Origin of the sequence: Leifsonia sp. AG29 (assembly GCF_009765225.1) — a bacterium.
In the GTDB taxonomy this organism is placed as follows: Bacteria; Actinomycetota; Actinomycetes; order Actinomycetales; family Microbacteriaceae; genus Leifsonia.
Genome location: NZ_VMSF01000001.1, coordinates 3588780 through 3604822 on the forward strand (window position 1 = coordinate 3588780; position 16043 = coordinate 3604822).

Annotated in this window: 9 protein-coding genes and 3 rRNA genes; 11 read left to right on the forward strand and 1 reads right to left on the reverse strand. The window is 65.0% G+C overall.

Annotation, left to right across the window (positions count from 1 at the left end; genetic code table 11):
- Positions 1-5: 5 nt before the first annotated feature.
- From FPT20_RS17380 to FPT20_RS17425, 10 genes are all read left to right on the forward strand, one after another.
- Complete coding sequence (locus FPT20_RS17380; RefSeq protein ID WP_158867607.1) at positions 6-725, forward strand: histidine phosphatase family protein; 720 nt, start codon at positions 6-8, stop codon at positions 723-725.
- The gene (locus tag FPT20_RS17385; protein WP_158867609.1) at positions 725-1351 is read left to right on the forward strand and encodes a TlpA family protein disulfide reductase; all 627 of its coding nucleotides are present in this window, start codon (positions 725-727) and stop codon (positions 1349-1351) included. The genes FPT20_RS17380 and FPT20_RS17385 overlap by 1 nt, the downstream gene beginning before the upstream one ends.
- Before the next feature lies 1 nt (position 1352).
- Positions 1353-2093, forward strand: a complete 741-nt coding sequence (locus FPT20_RS17390) for a cytochrome c biogenesis CcdA family protein (RefSeq protein ID WP_158867611.1) — start codon at positions 1353-1355, stop codon at positions 2091-2093.
- Positions 2077-3705, forward strand: a complete 1629-nt coding sequence (gene resB / locus FPT20_RS17395; RefSeq protein WP_158867613.1) for a cytochrome c biogenesis protein ResB — start codon at positions 2077-2079, stop codon at positions 3703-3705. Before FPT20_RS17390 ends, resB begins: the two co-directional genes overlap by 17 nt.
- Before the next feature lie 10 nt (positions 3706-3715).
- Positions 3716-4798, forward strand: coding sequence for a c-type cytochrome biogenesis protein CcsB (gene ccsB, locus FPT20_RS17400; protein WP_199245898.1), 1083 nt, complete (start codon positions 3716-3718; stop codon positions 4796-4798).
- Positions 4799-5855: 1057 nt separating this feature from the next.
- Positions 5856-7379: ribosomal RNA gene (locus tag FPT20_RS17405) — 16S ribosomal RNA — on the forward strand.
- Positions 7380-7807: 428 nt separating this feature from the next.
- Positions 7808-10921, forward strand: a 23S ribosomal RNA gene (locus FPT20_RS17410).
- Positions 10922-11055: 134 nt separating this feature from the next.
- Positions 11056-11172 (forward strand): 5S ribosomal RNA (rrf, locus tag FPT20_RS17415).
- Together the 16S, 23S and 5S rRNA genes form the textbook arrangement of a ribosomal RNA operon.
- Positions 11173-11294: 122 nt before the next feature.
- Entirely contained in the window at positions 11295-13022 is a 1728-nt protein-coding gene (locus FPT20_RS18080) for a hypothetical protein (RefSeq protein ID WP_233265605.1), read from the forward strand.
- Positions 12997-14022, forward strand: a complete 1026-nt coding sequence (locus FPT20_RS17425) for an HAD-IIA family hydrolase (protein ID WP_158867615.1) — start codon at positions 12997-12999, stop codon at positions 14020-14022. The genes FPT20_RS18080 and FPT20_RS17425 overlap by 26 nt, the downstream gene beginning before the upstream one ends.
- Positions 14023-14050: 28 nt before the next feature.
- Here the strand turns inward: FPT20_RS17425 and FPT20_RS17430 are convergent, their stop codons facing one another.
- Complete coding sequence (locus FPT20_RS17430) at positions 14051-15043, reverse strand: o-succinylbenzoate synthase (protein WP_158867617.1); 993 nt, start codon at positions 15041-15043, stop codon at positions 14051-14053.
- A 55-nt stretch (positions 15044-15098) separates the two neighbouring features.
- On the opposite strand from FPT20_RS17430, the gene FPT20_RS17435 reads away from it, so the two are divergent.
- Entirely contained in the window at positions 15099-16010 is a 912-nt protein-coding gene (locus FPT20_RS17435; protein WP_158867619.1) for a 1,4-dihydroxy-2-naphthoyl-CoA synthase, read from the forward strand.
- Positions 16011-16043 lie beyond the last annotated feature (33 nt).

Here is a 16043-nt window from a genome sequence, read left to right on the forward strand (position 1 = left end):
TGACGGTGGTAGCAAGCCAGGTTCATCTCGTCCGTCACGGCGAGGTGTTCAATCCCGACGGCATCCTGTACGGCAGGCTGCCGGGCTTCGGCCTCTCCAAACTCGGGCACCGGATGGCTCAGGCGGCCGCCGACGAGCTGGCGGCCCGCGGCCGCCCCATCACCTCCCTCCGGGTGTCGCCCCTCCAGCGCACCCGCGAGTCGGCCGCCCCGATCGCCCGGGTCACGGGCCTCGACCCCGTGATCGACGATCGCATCATCGAGCCGACGAACCACTTCGAGGGCACGGTGATGCGGCGCGCGCTGAAGCGCCCCGTCAACTGGCCCTTCGTCGTCAACCCGCTGCGGCCGAGCTGGGGCGAGCCCTACCGCAGCATCGAGAAGCGCATGCTCGCCGCCGTCGAGGAGGCGTTCGACTCGGTCGACGACGGAGACGTCGTCCTCGTCAGCCACCAGCTGCCCATCTGGGTCACGCACCTCTCCGTCGCCGGCGAGCGGCTCTGGCACGACCCGCGCAGCCGGCGCTGCGCACTGTCCAGCATCACGACGTTCGAGCGGGTGGCCGTTCCGGTGGAGGCGCCGGCGTCCGACGCGGCTCCGGCCGCTCCGGCGGGGGCCGTCCCCGCCGCCGAACCCGCCGCCCCGGCGCACCGGCTGATCGAGGTCGGCTACGTCGAACCGGCGAGCTCGCTGCAGGCGGCCGCCACCGATGTGGGGGCCGTGTGATGAGAGCTCGTCCTCGCGGCCGCACGCTCCGGGCGCGGCTCGCCGTCCCGGCGGTCGCCCTCGCGGCGACCGCTGCGCTCCTCCTGTCGGGCTGCTCCTCCAACGACAGCCTCGCCAGCCAGTACCGCTCCGGCAGCGGCCAGAACTACATCGCCGGCGACGGCACCGTCAGCGAGTTCGCGGCCGCGAGCCGCGGGAGCGCCGTGACGTTCTCCGGCACGCTCGCCGACGGAACGCCGGTCTCGTCGAAGGACTACGCGGGCAAAGTGCTCGTCGTCAACTTCTGGTACGCGGGCTGCCCGCCGTGCCGGGTGGAGGCGCCCGAGCTCGAAAAGCTCTATCAGAAGTACGGTCCGCAGGGCGTCGCCTTCCTCGGGGTCAACCTCTACGACACGGCCAGCACGGCGGCCAGCTTCGAGCACGACAAGGGGGTCACCTACCCCTCGGTGCTCGACCGCGACACCGGGTCGGTCCTGCTCGCCTTCAGCAAGACGGTCCCGCCGAAGGCGACGCCGACCACGCTCGTCGTCGACAAGCAGGGCCGTGTCGCCGCGCGCATCCTCGGAGCGCTCCCCGACGCGAGCATCCTCGACTCGCTCATCTCCGACGCCGTGGCCGAGCACTGACGTGGGCGGCGTCGGACAGATCGTGTTCAGCGGCCAGCTCCTCCTGGCCCTGCCCATCGCCCTCCTCGCGGGCCTCGTCTCGTTCGCGTCGCCGTGCGTGCTGCCCCTGGTGCCGGGCTACCTGGCCTACGTCGGCGGCATGAGCGACCCGGGCGCCAAGCGCGATCGTTCGCGCGTGCTGACCGGCGTCGCTCTGTTCGTCCTCGGCTTCGCGGTCGTGTTCATCGCCTACGGTGCGGCCTTCGGTGCGCTCGGCCTCTGGCTGGTGCGCTGGCAGGAGGTCGTCATCCGGGTCCTCGGGGTGCTCGTCATCCTCATGGGCCTCGTCTTCATCGGGCAGTTCTCGTTCCTGCAGCGCACGATCAAGCCCGGCTGGAGGCCCGCGACCGGCCTCATCGGGGCGCCCCTCCTCGGCATCGTGTTCGGCCTCGGCTGGACGCCGTGCATCGGCCCGACCCTCGCCGCGATCAGCGCCCTCAGCGTCGGAAGCGGCTCGCCGTGGCGCGGTGCGCTCCTCGGGCTCTTCTACTGCATCGGCCTCGGCATCCCGTTCCTCCTCGTCGCCCTCGGCTTCGACTGGGTGGCGGGCTCCGTCGCCTTCCTCAAGCGGCACATCCGGGCCATCAACATCATCGGCGGCGTCCTCCTCGTCGTCATCGGCGTCCTCATGGCCACCGGCCTGTGGAGTCAGCTCATGTCGCAGTTCCTGGGGGTGATCCAAGGTTTTGAGCCGGCCCTCTGATCACATCGAGGCGGCGCCTCCCGTCGAGGACGCCGACGTCGTCCAGCCCAAGCTCGGCCCGCTGGGGTGGGTCCGCTGGTTCTGGCGTCAGCTCACGAGCATGCGGACCGCCCTGTTCCTGCTGCTGCTTTTGGCCATCGCCGCGGTCCCGGGCTCGCTGGTGCCGCAGCGCAGCTCCGACCCCAACGGCGTCACCAAGTACTTCACGGACAACCCGTCGCTCGCGCCGATCCTCGACAAGCTGCAGTTCTTCGACGTGTACACGTCGGTGTGGTTCTCGGCGATCTACCTGCTGCTGTTCGCCTCCCTGATCGGCTGCATCATCCCGCGCACGAAGCACCACTTCGAGGCGATGCGGGCGAAGCCGCCGCGCACGCCCGCCCGGCTCACCCGGATGGCGGGGTTCCAGGCCCGGATCCTGCCGGCGGAGCTGAGGGGCCGCGGCCGCGACCCGATCGATGCCGCCCGGGAGGTGCTGCGCGCCTCCCGCTACCGGGTCGCCCTCTACCAGGACGCCCGCTCGGTCTCCGTCTCGGCCGAGCGCGGTTACCTCCGCGAGACCGGGAACCTCGTGTTCCACATCGCGCTGCTGGGGGTCCTGGTGGCGATCGGCGTCGGCGGCGGCTTCGGGTACACCGGCCAGAAGATCGTCGTGGAGGGGCAGAGCTTCGTCAACAGCCTCCCGTCGTACAACTCGTTCAACCCGGGCCGCTTCTTCAGCGACTCGGCGCTCGCGCCGTTCTCGATCACGGTCGACAAGCTCGCGGTGTCGTACGAGACGCGCAACAAGAACGGGCTCGGAACCCCGCTCGACTACACGGCGCACGTGACGACGGTCGGGCCGGGCGACAGCCGCGACAAGACCGTCATCAAGGTGAACGATCCGCTCCCCATCGGCGGGACGAACGTGTACCTCCTCGGCAACGGCTACGCGCCGACGATCACGGTGCGCGACACGAAGGGGCACGTCGTCTTCAGCGACTCCGTCCCGTTCATCCCGCAGGCCGATCCGAACCTCACCTCGCTCGGGTTCGTGAAGGTGCCCGACGGGCTCTCGCGCCAGGTCGGCATGATCGGCTTCTTCTACCCGACGGTCACGAGCAGCTCGGTGGGGCACGGCGCCCTGGCGTCGAAGTTCCCGGATCTGCGCGATCCGGTGCTGAGCCTCAACGTGTACTCCGGCGACCTCGGCGTCGACAGCGGGGTCCCGCAGTCCGTCTACGCGCTCAACACCGATCACCTCAAGCAGCTGGCCGGCCCCGGAACCGACACGAAGGCGCTCGAGCTCCGCCCCGGTCAGACGGTGGCGCTCCCGAGCGGCCTCGGCACGATCACGCTCGAGGGCGTGAAACGCTTCGCGACCCTGGAGGTGCACCACGATCCCGCCCAGGGCTGGGTGCTCGTGTTCGCGGTGCTCATCCTCGGCGGCCTGCTCACATCGCTCTTCGTCCCGCGCCGCCGCATCTGGGTGAAGGCCGTCGAGAACGACGACGGCTCGCTCACCCTCGAGTACGCCGGCCTCGCCCGCGGTGAGGACCCGAACCTCCTCCCCGCCATCCGCGCCGTCGCCGACGAGCACGCGGCCCTCCTAACCCGACCCGAGAAGACTTAGGCTGGTTCCCGTGACCGAAACCCTGGCTCAACTCTCGACCGTGTTCCTCTACGCGGCGATGGGCCTGTACGCCGCGGCGTTCATCGCCTTCGCCCTCGACCTCGCCCGCCGGGGCGCGCGGGCGACGGCGGCCGAGGCGGCCGTGGTCCCCAGCGCCGTCGCGCGCCGGGCCGCCGCAGCGGCGAACAGCTCCGGCGCCCCGACCACCACCCTGACCGTCGAGGGCGGCCCCGGCGGGGAGGCGCCCCCGCCCCCGCCCCCGCCGTCGTCGGCGCTCGGCCGGCTCTCCTCGCGCATCAGCGAACGCGTCGAGGACGACGTCATGAACGGCGGAGGCACGGCCTCCCTGCGCTGGGCGTTCGGCTTCACCATCGTCGGATTCGCTGTGCAGCTGGTGGCCGTGGTCCTCCGCGGCATCGCCGCCGCCCGCGTGCCGTGGGCCAACATGTGGGAGTTCTCGATGACGGGCACCCTCGTCATCATCGGGGTGTTCCTCCTGGCCAACCTCAAGTGGGACATCAAGTACGTGGGCACGTTCGTGCTGGGGCTCGTGCTGGTGCTGCAAGGCATCGCGCTATTGCGGTACTACGTGCCGGTGGTCCCCCTCCAGCCGGCGTTGCAGTCGTACTGGCTGGTCATCCACATCATCGTCGCCGTGCTCGGCACGGCGTTCTTCGCCCTCGGATTCGCGCTCTCCGGGCTGCAACTGCTGCAGTACCGGCGCGAACGGCAGGTCGCCGAGTCGCGTCCTCAGCAGTTCCGGTTCCTGCAGACCCTCCCCGGCTCGGTCGTGCTCGAGAACCTCGCCTACCGGATCAACATCGTCGGCTTCATCGCCTGGACCTTCACCCTGATCGCGGGGGCCATCTGGGCCGAGAAGGCGTGGGGCCGGTACTGGGGGTGGGACACCAAGGAGGTCTGGACCTTCATCATCTGGGTGATCTACGCCGGGTACATCCACGCGCGCGCCACCCGCGGCTGGCGCGGTTCCCGCTCCGCGTGGCTCGCGATCATCGGATTCGCCGCGGTGCTCTTCAACTTCGGCATCGTGAACGTGTTCTTCCACGGGCTGCACGCGTACTCCGGACTCTGATCGCGGTCGCTCTCCGCTGAGACCCCTCGGGCTGACGCTCGGGGGGTCTTTCGCGTATCGGGGGCGTCGTCGCGCCTCGGGGTGTCGCGCCGCGTGCCGCCGCGCCGCGGGCCGCGGCACCTCGGGGTGTCGCGCCTCGGGCCGCCGTGCCGCCTCCCGCTGGCCCATATTCGTGCCGAATGAGCCGCACGCGGTGCCGGCGAGGCCGAGATTCGTGCCGAATGCAGCGCAAGAGTCGCTCCTTCCCCAGATTCGTCACGAATGTGCTTCCCCCGTCGCCCGACCCTCGAGCGCGGTTCCCGCCATTCGTCACGAATGTTGCCGGGGGTGCTCGCGGGAGCTGCATTTGTCACGAATGCGGCGAGCGGCTCCATGGAGGAGCGCGACATTCGTCACGAATGCAGCGCCTCCGGGGGTGAGCATCCGCCGGTCCCAGGGGTGCCCGACGTGCTCACGCGGGGGAACATCCGCGTGATTCCGCGGAAGTCAAGCGCGACACGCCCGGGATGCGGGCCAGATTTGCGACGCTCTGGGGGCCTGCGTAAAGTACTTACTTGTCACCCCAAAGGTGCGGGAGAGCGGAAGAGCTCCCCGGCCTCAAGCGGGACCAAATCCCAAGCCTAGCGGCAAACTGAACTTGAATAAGTTCGCTTGCTGCGCTTAGGATTAACACCCCACTCACTGAGCAGGTCTAACCGGTTCGGATCGTGTGATTCGGTTGTGCCCACTAAGGGCCGACGAGGAACGCGAAACGCCGACTTGACAAACTGACTGAGAGTGGTAAGGTAGAGAAGTTGCCTCGCAGAGCAGCCCGAGAGGGCGAAAGGCGAGAGCGTCCGATCCTTGAGAACTCAACAGCGTGCACAATGTCAAATGCCAAAAACCTCGGCATCGACGTGAAGACTTCGGTCGACAAGTCGATGCAAGAGATTCCTTTGGATTAGATATACGAATGTCAGACATTCGAAACTAGTCAAGACAAACTCGCAGTGAGAAGAGATATTCCTCTCCGATCCTGCACTATGTTTCCAGTCGCTTGCGACTTGGAGCTAAACATTTTACGGAGAGTTTGATCCTGGCTCAGGACGAACGCTGGCGGCGTGCTTAACACATGCAAGTCGAACGATGAACCTGGAGCTTGCTCCGGGGGATTAGTGGCGAACGGGTGAGTAACACGTGAGTAACCTGCCCTTGACTCTGGGATAACCTCCGGAAACGGAAGCTAATACCGGATATGACGTACGGAGGCATCTCCTGTACGTGGAAAGAACTTCGGTCAAGGATGGACTCGCGGCCTATCAGGTAGTTGGTGAGGTAACGGCTCACCAAGCCTACGACGGGTAGCCGGCCTGAGAGGGTGACCGGCCACACTGGGACTGAGACACGGCCCAGACTCCTACGGGAGGCAGCAGTGGGGAATATTGCACAATGGGCGAAAGCCTGATGCAGCAACGCCGCGTGAGGGATGACGGCCTTCGGGTTGTAAACCTCTTTTAGTAGGGAAGAAGCGAAAGTGACGGTACCTGCAGAAAAAGCACCGGCTAACTACGTGCCAGCAGCCGCGGTAATACGTAGGGTGCGAGCGTTGTCCGGAATTATTGGGCGTAAAGAGCTCGTAGGCGGTCTGTCGCGTCTGCTGTGAAAACCCGAGGCTCAACCTCGGGCCTGCAGTGGGTACGGGCAGACTAGAGTGCGGTAGGGGAGAATGGAATTCCTGGTGTAGCGGTGGAATGCGCAGATATCAGGAGGAACACCGATGGCGAAGGCAGTTCTCTGGGCCGTAACTGACGCTGAGGAGCGAAAGCGTGGGGAGCGAACAGGATTAGATACCCTGGTAGTCCACGCCGTAAACGTTGGGCGCTAGATGTGGGGACCATTCCACGGTTTCCGTGTCGCAGCTAACGCATTAAGCGCCCCGCCTGGGGAGTACGGCCGCAAGGCTAAAACTCAAAGGAATTGACGGGGGCCCGCACAAGCGGCGGAGCATGCGGATTAATTCGATGCAACGCGAAGAACCTTACCAAGGCTTGACATACACGAGAACGCCCTAGAAATAGGGAACTCTTTGGACACTCGTGAACAGGTGGTGCATGGTTGTCGTCAGCTCGTGTCGTGAGATGTTGGGTTAAGTCCCGCAACGAGCGCAACCCTCGTTCTATGTTGCCAGCGCGTAATGGCGGGAACTCATAGGAGACTGCCGGGGTCAACTCGGAGGAAGGTGGGGATGACGTCAAATCATCATGCCCCTTATGTCTTGGGCTTCACGCATGCTACAATGGCCGGTACAAAGGGCTGCAATACCGTAAGGTGGAGCGAATCCCAAAAAGCCGGTCTCAGTTCGGATTGAGGTCTGCAACTCGACCTCATGAAGTCGGAGTCGCTAGTAATCGCAGATCAGCAACGCTGCGGTGAATACGTTCCCGGGCCTTGTACACACCGCCCGTCAAGTCATGAAAGTCGGTAACACCCGAAGCCGGTGGCCCAACCCTTGTGGAGGGAGCCGTCGAAGGTGGGATCGGTGATTAGGACTAAGTCGTAACAAGGTAGCCGTACCGGAAGGTGCGGCTGGATCACCTCCTTTCTAAGGAGCATCTGGCACCCTCGGGTGTCCAGGCGCCGGATCTGAGCGAACGTCTCAGCCGGTTAGCTCATGGGTGGAACATTGACATTGGTGCGGAGCCGAACGGCTCGAACTCAGTACGCCTCTTGCAGGAAGGAACGGTTCGGACAAGGAGGGTCCGCACATGCACGCTGTTGGGTCCTGAGGGACCGGACCTCATCCGATCGGATGAGAACCGAATCCTCTGGACCTTTTCTGGTCGGCCATCACTCGGCCGGCGGAGAAGGTACCGCCCGTACTTTGAGAACTACACAGTGGACGCGAGCATCTTAGATTCGAACCTTCGGGTTCGGATCACAAAGATGATCTGATTTATTAGATCATTGGTCAATCTGCGTCAGATTCTGCTTCGGCAGATGAGACGTCGATCGATTCTAAAACTCATGTGATTTCAAGTTTCTAAGAGCAAACGGTGGATGCCTTGGCATCTGGAGCCGAAGAAGGACGTAGTAATCTGCGATAAGCCTCGGGGAGCTGATAAACGAGCTTTGATCCGAGGATTTCCGAATGGGGAAACCCCGCTGGGCCCTTTATGGTGACCCAGTGACTCCCGCCTGAATATATAGGGCGGGTAGAGGGAACGTGGGGAAGTGAAACATCTCAGTACCCACAGGAAGAGAAAGCAAAAGCGATTCCGTTAGTAGTGGCGAGCGAAACCGGAAGAGGCTAAACCGATCATGTGTGATAGCCGGCAGGCGTTGCATGGTCGGGGTTGCGGGACTTTTCAGCAGCTTCTGCCGAACTGCAAGCGTTACAGAGGATCATAGGCGAACGGCATTGAAAGGCCGGTCATAGAGGGTGCCAACCCCGTAGCCGAAATGGTCCAATGGCGCGAAGAGTATCCCAAGTAGCACGGGGCCCGAGAAATCCCGTGTGAATCTGTCAGGACCACCTGATAAGCCTAAATACTCCCAGATGACCGATAGCGGACAAGTACCGTGAGGGAAAGGTGAAAAGTACCCCGGGAGGGGAGTGAAATAGTACCTGAAACCGTTTGCTTACAAACCGTTGGAGCCTCCTTGTAGGGGTGACAGCGTGCCTTTTGAAGAATGAGCCTGCGAGTTAGCGATATGTGGCGAGGTTAACCCGTGAGGGGTAGCCGTAGCGAAAGCGAGTCTGAATAGGGCGATTCAGTCGCATGTCCTAGACCCGAAGCGAAGTGATCTATCCATGGCCAGGCTGAAGCGACGGTAAGACGTCGTGGAGGGCCGAACCCACTTAGGTTGAAAACTGAGGGGATGAGCTGTGGATAGGGGTGAAAGGCCAATCAAACTTCGTGATAGCTGGTTCTCTCCGAAATGCATTTAGGTGCAGCGTTGCGTGTTTCTTGCCGGAGGTAGAGCTACTGGATGGCCGATGGGCCCCAAAAGGTTACTGACGTCAGCCAAACTCCGAATGCCGGTAAGTGAGAGCGCAGCAGTGAGACGGTGGGGGATAAGCTTCATCGTCGAGAGGGAAACAACCCAGACCACCAACTAAGGTCCCTAAGCGCGTGCTAAGTGGGAAAGGATGTGGAGTTGCACAGACAACCAGGAGGTTGGCTTAGAAGCAGCCACCCTTGAAAGAGTGCGTAATAGCTCACTGGTCAAGTGATTCCGCGCCGACAATGTAACGGGGCTCAAGCACGCCACCGAAGTTGTGGCATTGACATTATTGGTAGGCCTTCGTGGTCCAGCCGTGTTGATGGGTAGGAGAGCGTCGTGTGGCGAGTGAAGCGGCGGTGTAAACCAGCCGTGGACGCTACACGAGTGAGAATGCAGGCATGAGTAGCGAAAGACGGGTGAGAAACCCGTCCTCCGAAAGACCAAGGGTTCCAGGGCCAGGCTAATCCGCCCTGGGTAAGTCGGGACCTAAGGCGAGGCCGACAGGCGTAGTCGATGGACAACGGGTTGATATTCCCGTACCGGCGAAGAACCGCCCAAGCTAATCCAGTGGTGCTAAGAGTCCTAATCCTGGACACGGATCCCTTCGGGGTGAAGGTCCGGGCCTAACGCTCGACCCCATGCTGGTGCGGCTAGCGTATTAACAGGTGTGACGCAGGAAGGTAGCTGTACCGGGCGATGGTTGTCCCGGGGTAAGGATGTAGGGCGAGAGATAGGCAAATCCGTCTCTCACACAGCCTGAGATCTTATGCATAGCCGTCAAGGCGAATTCAGTGATCCTATGCTGCCAAGAAAAGCATCGACGCGAGGTTCCAGCCGCCCGTACCCCAAACCGACTCAGGTGGTCAGGTAGAGAATACCAAGGAGATCGAGAGAATCGTGGTTAAGGAACTCGGCAAAATGCCCCCGTAACTTCGGGAGAAGGGGGGCCTGAGGCGTGAAGGGATTTACTCCTGGAGCGTTTGAAGGCCGCAGAGACCAGTGGGAAGCGACTGTTTACTAAAAACACAGGTCCGTGCCAAGTCGCAAGACGATGTATACGGACTGACGCCTGCCCGGTGCTGGAAGGTTAAGAGGAAGGGTTAGCTTCGGCGAAGCTCAGAATTTAAGCCCCAGTAAACGGCGGTGGTAACTATAACCATCCTAAGGTAGCGAAATTCCTTGTCGGGTAAGTTCCGACCTGCACGAATGGCGTAACGACTTCCCAGCTGTCTCAACCGCGAACTCGGCGAAATTGCACTACGAGTAAAGATGCTCGTTACGCGCAGCAGGACGGAAAGACCCCGTGACCTTTACTACAGCTTGGTATTGGTGTTCGGTGTGGCTTGTGTAGGATAGGTGGGAGACTTTGAAGCCGGCACGCCAGTGTCGGTGGAGTCATTGTTGAAATACCACTCTGGTCACTCTGGATATCTAACTTAGAACCGTAATCCGGTTCAGGGACAGTGCCTGGTGGGTAGTTTAACTGGGGCGGTTGCCTCCCAAAAAGTAACGGAGGCGCCCAAAGGTTCCCTCAACCTGGTTGGCAATCAGGTGTCGAGTGTAAGTGCACAAGGGAGCTTGACTGTGAGACTGACAAGTCGAGCAGGGACGAAAGTCGGGACTAGTGATCCGGCAGTGGCTTGTGGAAGCGCTGTCGCTCAACGGATAAAAGGTACCTCGGGGATAACAGGCTGATCTTGCCCAAGAGTCCATATCGACGGCATGGTTTGGCACCTCGATGTCGGCTCGTCGCATCCTGGGGCTGGAGTAGGTCCCAAGGGTTGGGCTGTTCGCCCATTAAAGCGGTACGCGAGCTGGGTTTAGAACGTCGTGAGACAGTTCGGTCCCTATCCGCTGCGCGCGTAGGAAATTTGAGAGGATCTGACCCTAGTACGAGAGGACCGGGTTGGACGAACCTCTGGTGTGCCAGTTGTTCCGCCAGGAGCACCGCTGGTTAGCTACGTTCGGGATGGATAACCGCTGAAAGCATCTAAGCGGGAAGCCGGCCTCAAGATGAGATTTCCATGCCTTCGGGCGAGAGGCTCCCAGCTAGACTACTGGGTTGATAGGCCGGATGTGGAAGTGGGGACTAAAGACCCATGGAGCTGACCGGTACTAATAAGCCGATAACTTGATAATCACCACTCTCATAAACGTTGCAAGGCAGCTATGAGGGGCCCAAGATTGTTCGCGTCCACTATGTGGTTCTCGATGTACGGTCGAGAACTGATTCAAGCGAAGCTTGATCGTTCACTTTGATACATCAATAGTGTTTCGGCGGCCATAGCGAGAGGGAAACGCCCGGTCACATTCCGAACCCGGAAGCTAAGACTCTCTGCGCCGATGGTACTGCAGGGGGGACCCTGTGGGAGAGTAGGACACCGCCGGACTTCTTTGTGAGATGGCCACCCAGTGATGGGTGGCCATTTCGCGTTAACGGGCCGATTCGCGGCCGCGCGGGCGCAAGAGGAACATTGAGTCGGGAGAAGTACCCGGCACCGAGGGAGAAGCCGTGAGCGACAGACCAGAAGACGATGAGCGGGCGCAGCGGCGCGCACCGCGTTCGACGGACGGCCGGAGCGGCGACGGTGGTGCGCCGCGCCAGGCCCGCGGCGGATCCCCGTCTCGAGGGCAGTACGGTAAGCCGGCGCGTGCCTCCCAGGACGGTGACCGCGGGCGTGGAACGCCTCGAGGAGACGGGCAAGGGCAGCGCCGCTATGGAGACGCCGGCTCGGGAGGGGGCGGCACGCGCCGCTACGGTAAGCCTGACGGGGATGCGAGCCAGGGCGAGCGCCGGTACGGAAAGCCCGCCGGTGCGGGCGGCCAGGGCGAGCGTCGGTACGGCAAGCCGGCCGGTGCGGGCGGGCAGGGCGAGCGCCGGTATGGCAAGCCTGCTGGCGCTGGAGGCCAGGGCGAGCGCCGGTACGGCAAGCCGGAGGGCGGCAGCGGTCAGGGCGAGCGCCGGTACGGAAAGCCTGCTGGCGCTGGAGGCCAGGGCGAGCGTCGGTATGGCAAGCCGGAGGGCGGCAGCGGTCAGGGCGAGCGCCGGTACGGTAAGCCCGCCGGTGCTGGAGGCCAGGGCGAGCGCCGGTACGGCAAGCCTGAGCGAGGCAACGGTCAGGGCGACCGCGGGTTCGGTCGGCCGGGCGCAGGCGGTGAGCGTTCCTCCGGCTACCGCGGCGGCGTCGGAGGCGCCTCCCGGTCTCGCGACGGACAGACGGGCCGCCCCTACCGCGACGGTGATCGCTCGCGAGACGATCGCGCTCCGCGCGGTGACCGTTCCGGTGCGCCGCAGCACGGCCGAGTCGCCGGGCGGTACAGCGGTGACGACCGTCGTCCCCGCGACGAGAAACTGTGGACGCGCGACGGTCGACCGGCCCGAGGCGACCGCGATGCCTACGAGCGGGAGGACGCGCGCACGGCCGAGGCCCGGGCGCTGCAGTCGGTTCGTCCGCGGCACGACGACCCCGAGATCCCCGAGAACGTCCAGGCGAGAGACCTCGACAAGGAGGCGCGCGTCGAGCTCAAGAGCCTGAGCAAGGACAACGCGGACTGGGTCGCACGGCACCTCGTCATGGCGTCCCGGCTGATCGAGGAGGATCCGTCGCTCGCGCACCGGCACGCTCTGTCCGCCGCGCGTCGCGCCGGACGGATCGCCGTCGTCCGCGAGACGCTCGCCATCACCGCCTATGCCACCGAGGACTACGCACTGGCGCTCCGCGAGCTGCGCACCTATCGTCGGATCTCTGGGTCGAACGATCAGCTTCCGCTGATGGTCGACAGTGAGCGGGGCGTGGGTCGCCCCGACCGCGCGCTGGAACTCGGCCGTTCGGTGGAGCGCACGACTCTTCCGAACGATGTCCAGGTCTCGCTGGCGATCGCCATGTCGGGCGCACGGCTCGACCTCGGGCAGACCGAGGCGGCGCTGGCCGAGCTCGAGATCCCGCAACTCGATCCCGACCGCGCCTTCAGCTGGAGCCCCGACCTGTTTCACGCGTACGCCGAGGTCCTGGAGGAGCTCGGCCGCGGCGAGCAGGCGCGGTCCTGGCGGGAACGCGCAGCTCGCGCCGAGGAGGCGCTGGGCGAGAGCTACGCCTCCGAGGAGCACGAGACGATCGACATCGTCGAGGAGGAGCTGGAGCTTCCCGAGATGACGGATGTCGACGAGATGACGGATGTCGACGACACGACCGAGCGGGAGGAGGCCGCAGGCGATGGCGCTGTTCCGACGCAGCCGTGAGGCCGGCGCCTCCACCCCGCTCGATGGCGTGGACGTCGTCCTGGCCGACCTCGACGGCGTCGTCTACAAGGGGCAGGCAGCCATCCCGCACGCGGTCGAGAGTCTGAACCGAGCCGCTGAAACCCGGCGAGTCGGTTACATCACGAACAACGCCTCCCGGACCGACGCGTCGGTGGCCGAGCACCTGGGCGAGCTGGGGCTCACCGCTGCCCCCTCCGATGTCGTGACGTCGCCCCAGGCGGCCGTCCGCCTTCTGGCCGAGCATGTGCCGGCCGGCGCCTCCATCCTGGTGGTCGGTGGCGACGGACTCGTCGACGAGGTGCAGAAGGCCGGCTTCACGGTGACGCGATCGGCGGAGGACGAACCCGCCGCGGTGATCCAGGGCTTCTCTCCGGAGATCGGCTGGGCGCAGCTGGCGGAGGCGTCGTTCGCCCTCCAGGGACGGTCGGACACCGAGCGCCCGTGGATCGCGACGAACACCGACTGGACCATTCCGGTCGCGCGGGGCATCGCTCCCGGGAACGGCACCCTCGTCTCCGCGGTTCACACGGCTGTCGGCCGGCTGCCGCTGGTCGCGGGCAAACCCGAGGTCGCGATCTTCGAGGAGGCGGTCGCCCGGTTCGGTGCGAAGAAGCCGCTTTTCATCGGCGACCGGCTCGACACAGACATCGTCGGGGCCAACCGGGCGGGCATCGAGTCCGTTCTCGTGCTGACCGGGGTGGACGGGGCGAAGCAGCTGATCGCCGCGGACGCGAATTCGCGCCCGACCTACATCCTGCGCGACTTGCGCGGGCTCGAGGAGCCGTATCCGGAGTCGAGAGTGGCGCGGAACGGTGCCGTCACGGTCGGCGACGCGACCGTGACCATCGATGGCGACGACGTGAAGATCGTGTCCGAGGGCGGCGACGAACTGGACCTGTTGCGGGCGGCTTGCGCCGCGATCTGGAACTCCGGGCGTCCGATCTACGGTCTGCAGGTGCCGGAGCGGCTCTACAGCTGACCTCGCCGTGGCCGCGATCGACCGGCGGCTAAAGTGCGACCGAGGCTTCCAGGAGGTGGAAGCAGCGCCGCAGCCGGTCCCTCCACCAGGCAGTGCGCTCCTCGTCGGCGGCCAGCGCCTCCAATCGAGCCTCGACCACCCGCGGACGAACCACGGGGATGCTGCCCCCCTCGGGGATGAGCGGCGCGTCCGTGACGTCGCTCACGAACATGGCGGCGGTGCCGAGCCCGCAGTCGTACTCGAGCTCGGGGAGCGCGGCCGCGAGGTGCGCACCCATCGCTATCCCGACAGACGTGTCGATCGCGCTCGAGACCACGACGGGGAGGCCCGCCTCCTCGACGATCGCGAGCGCGGCGTGGATGCCGCCGAGCGGCTGGGCCTTCACGATCAGAAGGTCGGCTGCGCCGGCGCGGGCGACGGCGAGCGGGTCGGCCGCCTTACGAACGCTCTCGTCGGCCGCTATCGGTATGCCCATATAGGAGGTGCGGCGGCGGATCTCGACGAGCTCGTCGACCGTGGCGCACGGCTGCTCGACGTACTCGAGGTCGAAGGGGGCCAGTGCGTGCACCGCGTGCTCGGCCTCGTCGACGTTCCACAGGCCGTTGGCGTCGACCCGGACACGGCCCTCCGGCCCGAGCGCCTCTCTGACGGCGCGCACGCGGACGACATCGTCAGCGAGGGTCTGGCCCGGTTCCGCCACCTTGACCTTCGCCGTGCGCGTGCCGGGATAACGCCGCAGAATCGCGGCCACCTCGGCAGCCGGGACGGCCGGAACCGTCGCATTCACGGGGATGCGCCCACGGAGGGGCTGCGGCGACGGACGCCACCCGAAGTCGATGGCCGCTCGCAACCACGACACCGCTTCATGATCGTCGTACTCGACGAAGGGCGAGAACTCGGTCCAGCCCTGCGGCCCCTCGAAGAGCATCGCCTCCCGGACTCGGATGCCCCGGAAGCGCGTGGTCATGGGCAGCGCGACGACGCGCGCGCTTGTCAACACTTCAGCCAGCTCGGGCAGCATTTCACAAGTGTGGCACGCACCCTCTCGACCGGGCGCTGGAACGTAGGCTGGGTCCATGGCAGCAGCGGTCTCCGAGCTCTTCGATCCCGGTGCGTGGCGCGAGGTGGAGGGCTTCACGTCTCTCACCGACATCACGTATCACCACGACAACGCCGGGCGCGTCGCGCGAGTGGCGTTCAACCGTCCCGAGGTCCGCAACGCCTTCCGGCCCCACACCGTGGACGAGCTCTACTCCGCCTTGGAACACGCGCGGACCGATCCGCGGATCGGCGTCGTGCTGCTGACGGGCAACGGCCCGAGCCCCAAGGACGGCGGGTGGGCCTTCTGCTCCGGTGGCGACCAGCGCATCCGCGGCCGTGACGGCTACCGGTACGCCGAGGGCGAGACCGCCTCGACGATCGACGCCGCCCGCAGCGGGCGTCTGCACATCCTCGAGGTGCAGCGGCTCATCCGGTTCATGCCCAAGGTCGTCATCGCCGTCGTGCCCGGCTGGGCTGCGGGCGGCGGCCATTCGCTCCACGTCGTGTGCGACCTCACGATCGCCAGCGCCGAGCACGGGCGGTTCAAGCAGACCGACGCAGACGTGGGATCGTTCGACGCGGGCTACGGGAGCGCCTACTTCGCACGCCAGGTCGGCCAGAAGTTCGCGCGCGAGGTGTTCTTCCTCGCTCAGGAGTACTCGGCGCAGCGCGCGTACGAGATGGGCGCTGTCAACGCGGTCGTCCCGCACGAGCAGCTCGAGAGCACGGCGCTCGCGTGGGCGAATGAGATCCTGACGAAGTCGCCGACCGCGATCCGGATGCTGAAGTTCGCCTTCAACGCGGTCGACGACGGGCTCGTCGGCCAGCAGGTGTTCGCCGGCGAGGCCACCCGGCTCGCCTACGGCACCGACGAGGCCGTGGAGGGGCGCGACGCCTTCCTCGAGAAGCGCGAGCCGGACTGGTCCCCGTTCCCGTGGCAGTACTGATGCGCTCGCTTTCCCTCGGGGCGGCGGGAGCGC

Excerpts from the sequence above, each read along its gene's own strand:
- FPT20_RS17385 (WP_158867609.1), top strand. The coding sequence starts at position 725 with ATGAGAGCTCGTCCTCGCGGCCGCACGCTCCGGGCGCGGCTCGCCGTC.
- FPT20_RS17425 (WP_158867615.1), top strand. The coding sequence starts at position 12,997 with ATGGCGCTGTTCCGACGCAGCCGTGAGGCCGGCGCCTCCACCCCGCTC.
- FPT20_RS17430 (WP_158867617.1), bottom strand. The coding sequence starts at position 15,043 with ATGCTGCCCGAGCTGGCTGAAGTGTTGACAAGCGCGCGCGTCGTCGCG.
- FPT20_RS17435 (WP_158867619.1), top strand. The coding sequence starts at position 15,099 with ATGGCAGCAGCGGTCTCCGAGCTCTTCGATCCCGGTGCGTGGCGCGAG.